Annotated in this window: 4 protein-coding genes and 2 pseudogenes; 3 read left to right on the forward strand and 3 right to left on the reverse strand. The window is 36.7% G+C overall.

Features of this window, described 5'->3' with window-relative positions:
* Nucleotides 1-332 (reverse strand): annotated as a pseudogene (locus HX129_RS17510) (transposase); the annotation flags it as partial.
* Nucleotides 333-489: 157 nt separating this feature from the next.
* A complete protein-coding gene (locus HX129_RS17515; RefSeq protein WP_130075527.1) occupies nucleotides 490-1089 on the reverse strand; it encodes a TetR/AcrR family transcriptional regulator in 600 nt (199 codons plus the stop codon).
* Nucleotides 1090-1232: 143 nt separating this feature from the next.
* Between HX129_RS17515 and curA the strand changes: the two genes are divergently transcribed.
* Together curA and HX129_RS17525 are read left to right on the forward strand one after the other, a co-directional pair.
* The gene (gene curA / locus HX129_RS17520; protein WP_286436388.1) at nucleotides 1233-2252 is read left to right on the forward strand and encodes an NADPH-dependent curcumin/dihydrocurcumin reductase; all 1020 of its coding nucleotides are present in this window, start codon (nucleotides 1233-1235) and stop codon (nucleotides 2250-2252) included.
* 16 nt (nucleotides 2253-2268) lie between these two features.
* Nucleotides 2269-2907, forward strand: coding sequence for a glutathione S-transferase family protein (locus HX129_RS17525; protein ID WP_111861136.1), 639 nt, complete (start codon nucleotides 2269-2271; stop codon nucleotides 2905-2907).
* A 410-nt stretch (nucleotides 2908-3317) separates the two neighbouring features.
* Here HX129_RS17525 and HX129_RS17530 read toward each other — a convergent pair whose 3' ends face one another.
* Entirely contained in the window at nucleotides 3318-3749 is a 432-nt protein-coding gene (locus HX129_RS17530) for a PPC domain-containing protein (RefSeq protein ID WP_286436389.1), read from the reverse strand.
* A gap of 100 nt (nucleotides 3750-3849) precedes the next feature.
* On the opposite strand from HX129_RS17530, the pseudogene HX129_RS17535 reads away from it, so the two are divergent.
* Nucleotides 3850-4167, forward strand: a pseudogene (locus HX129_RS17535) (transposase); the annotation flags it as partial.

Genomic DNA, 4167 nt, shown 5'->3' on the forward strand with positions numbered 1-4167 from the left:
CGCAATATCAATATGCTTTTGTCCTCTACAAATAGTGGAATACGAATATTGCTGATATTCGAGGCTATCCAATCTAATCTAAAGAGATGAATGAGACTTTGAACAAAGCCTGTGACCATACGTAAAGACAGACGGAATAGAGATTTAATCATGAGACAGCATTGGATAGCGACATCAGAATAGATTTGATTTCGACCATGTTTGCCTTTTGGTTGAGCGTACCATTGAGTTTTGGGATCAAACCAAATAGAAATATTTCCTGGATTTATTAATGCCCTGTTATAAGAAGACCAATAGGTTGTACGATAGATTTTAGGTCTGGGCTTATTCATTTGAGAATTATAATGTTGAATAAGCCTTTAACTGTAGGTTTGTGCAACAAAGCCCTCATGGATTGCAAACTGATCTAATAGCAACACATTAATAAGTAATCATTGGACTGCTATTATTGATTATGTTATTGATATTTAATTTAATTTTTATGAATATTCAATTTTTTAATAGAAATTTAGTTGCTCTCAGAGCTTGATGTAGTGGTGTTTTATCTTTTTGCAACTTACTCAATAATGCTGCACCTAACCACATTTGGTAAAGTACTTGTGCCAACGTCGAGGCCTCAGTATCTGCTTGGATAGACTGATCATGTTTTCCCAAATCAATTAAACCAGCAATACGTTCGATTACATCATCGACGCCAGCGGACATAATGGAGCGCATATCTTCAGATAGATCGGCAACTTCTGCGGCAAGTTTCACAATTAAACAGCTATCCGCCCAACCACACTGTGTTTCAGGATCTTCTATCCATAAATTAAAATACTCAATTAGCTTTTGATAAGGGGATTTATCACTACGCCATACATCATTTAAACGGACTTGATAATTATCTACATAATGCTGTACCAATTCACATCCGAAAGCTTCCTTGGATTGGAAATAATGATAAAACGAGCCTTTAGGGATCTCACAGCTCTGTAAAATTTCCTGTAATCCTACACCGGTAAAACCTTTATGCAAAATCAGGTCTGAACTGGTGTTAAGAATGTGTAAGCGCTTCGCTTCAGACTTTTTAATAGGAGTAGGCTTCATATTAATTATTTACTCTATTGTAAAAAATAGACCAGTCGTATTGTTTTTTATTATAACTCATCTACAATGGATGTAAAGAAATTTTAATCTTAATTTTTAATTATGAAGAGAAATACTTCTAAATAAAACATGGAGTTATATGTGTGAAAACAGTTATTAATCAACGCATCGTTTTAGCTAAACGGCCAGTGGGTGAGTCAAAACACAGCGATTTTCGTATTGAGCAAGTTGAGCTTAATGAACTTAAACAAGGCGAGATATTGTTAAAAACCATTTACTTGTCACTCGATCCTTATATGCGTGGTCGCATGAGTGATGCTCCTTCATATGCGGCACCGGTTGAAATTGGTGAAGTGATGGTCGGTGGAACAGTCAGTCAAGTGGTGGCCTCTAAAAACCCAAAATTCAAAGAAGGCGAGTGGGTTCTTTCCGGAAATGGCTGGCAGGGCTACGCAATTTCTAATGGGACTGCATGTCAAAGCTTAGGTATGCAACCTGAACATCCATCTTGGGCATTAGGTATTTTGGGAATGCCAGGATTTACTGCTTATATGGGGTTGTTGGACATTGGTCAGCCTAAAGCTGGTGAAACTTTGGTCGTTGCCGCTGCAACGGGACCTGTTGGTGCTACGGTTGGACAGATTGGCAAACTTAAAGGTTGTCGCGTGGTTGGCGTCGCAGGTGGGGCTGAAAAATGCCGTTATGCAGTAGAAGAATTCGGCTTCGATGCTTGTATCAATCATCATGATGAAAATTTTGCAGAACAATTACAACAAGCTGTTCCCAACGGTATTGATATTTATTATGAGAATGTAGGGGGTAAAGTGTTTGATGCGGTATGGCCATTGCTTAACTCTGCGGCACGTGTACCGGTGTGTGGTGTGGTTTCCCAGTATAACGCTACCGAGCAAGCACAAGGCCCAGACCGTTTACCGGGCTTTATTTCCACCCTTTTAAAAAAGCGTATTCGCATGCAAGGCTTTATTATTTTTGATGATTATGGCAGTCAGTATCCGCAATTCTATCAGCAAATGTCTGAATGGTTGAAAGACGGAAAAATCAAATATAAAGAGCATATGGTGCAAGGTTTAGATAACACGATCAATGCTTTCAATGGTATGTTGAAAGGCGAAAACTTTGGCAAAGTGGTTGTAAAAATTTAAAAAAATAGGAATTATCATGATTATACTACATCATTTAGATCAATCACGTTCTTTTCGCATTTTGTGGTTACTTGAAGAAATCAAGCAGCCTTATGAGCTGAAACGCTATTATCGTGACTCAAACACGCATTTGGCCCCTGACTCTTTAAAAACCATTCATCCTTTAGGGAAATCTCCAGTATTGGAATGGGATGGCAAAGTTATTGCAGAGTCAGGCGCAATCGTTGAGTTATTAATTCAGCAACTTGCGCCGCATTTAGCACCAGATATGGATGAACCTACCTATGTCGATTATCTACAGTGGATTCATTTCTCAGAAAGCTCTGCCATGCTGCCATTTTTGTTAAAAACGTTTAATGCGATAGAAACCAAGCAGGGCACGAAGTTGGTATTTCTAGAAAATTATACTCAAGTTGAGTTCAATAAAGTATTTAGCTATTTAAATGAATATTTAAAAGATAAAGAATTTCTAGTGGCAGACCGTTTAACCGGTGCTGACTTTATGATGGGCTTTGGACTACATGCTTTAGTTCATCATATGGGACAAGGTGAAAATTATCCTCATATCCAACGTTATGTAGCAGGTTTAAGCCAACTACCTAGCTGGCAAGCCGCAGTACAAATTGAACAAAATGGTGTGAAAAGTCAAAAATAGCAAGATTGATTTTTTAAAGGCAATTTAGAAAAACAATCGTGATTTTCAAGTAAATCTACTTAAAAATAAGCTGACACTTATTTAAATTAAACGCCCAATGAATTTCATCGGGCGTTCTCTATTTTAAAGATAAGGAATTACCATTATTTAAGACAAGTTTCGCCTATTCTTTCACTGCAAATTCCTATCAGAAGAGTTTGAATATCACGACGTTTAGGCTGAAAGATATAATCAACTTTTGAAAGAAACGTGACTAACGCACAGCAAGATTAAATTATTCCTCAGGGTATTAAACAAGTAAACTGCATCATTTTACTAACATAAACACATACACGTAAAAATCAGGCCCCGTTTAACTGGCAATAGTTTTTGAACCCTTGTATAAAAGTTTAAACGAATCTAGCAAGTCTTTATTTAATGTTAATACTCATCCAGTATTGAGGTTTTTTATCTTTTCTTGCCTGTGATCTAGGTTGTAATACTCTAATTTCATACTCACCTGAAGCAGGTAAAATATAAATACCATTATCATCAAGCTCTGGAGAATATTCTCCAAGATTGATTGAGTCTTTTAATTGATTACCCCATAAGTAAGTTTCAACATTTCCTCCAGTCAACCTCACTTTTAACTTTTGCCCTTTTTTAGCATAAAATTTGTAGGAATCATACTTGTATCCATCTATCCTTCCGTAATAATTTGCAGAGTAAGATTTTTTTGCAAACTTAACTACAACAGTCTTTCGTATATCATTGTTATCATTTGCAAGTACGGCAGGGCTAAGCATAGTTAAAGTTAGGGCTATAAAAGTACCAGCTAGTAATTTCGTATTCGCTATTTTCACAAGGTTACCTTAATTCTTGCATCGTCCCTGACATAGTAATATAAGTGGCTTTGTTGCACAAACCTACAGTTAAAGGCTTATTCAACATTATAATTCTCGAATGAATAAGCCCACACCTAAAATCTATCGTACAACCCATTGGTGTTGTTATAACAGAGCATTAATAAATCGAGGAAAATCTCTATTTGGTTTGATCCCAAAACTCAACCAAGAGGCAAACATGGTCGAAATCAAATCTATTCTGATGTCGCTATCCAATGCTGTCTGATGATTAAATTCTATTCCGTCTGTCTTTACGTATGGTCACGGGCTTTGTTCAAAGTCTCATTCATCTTTGTAGATTAGATTGGATAGCCTCGAATATCAGCGATATTCGTATTCCACTATTTGTAGAAGACAAAAGCATATTGATATTGCA

It is taken from the genome of Acinetobacter sp. 251-1 (assembly GCF_030329305.1).
GTDB classification, from domain to species: Bacteria; Pseudomonadota; Gammaproteobacteria; order Pseudomonadales; family Moraxellaceae; genus Acinetobacter; species Acinetobacter piscicola_A.

Bases quoted from the DNA above. Each gene is read 5' to 3' on its own strand.
- HX129_RS17515 (WP_130075527.1), bottom strand. From the start codon at position 1,089: ATGAAGCCTACTCCTATTAAAAAGTCTGAAGCGAAGCGCTTACACATT.
- HX129_RS17525 (WP_111861136.1), top strand. From the start codon at position 2,269: ATGATTATACTACATCATTTAGATCAATCACGTTCTTTTCGCATTTTG.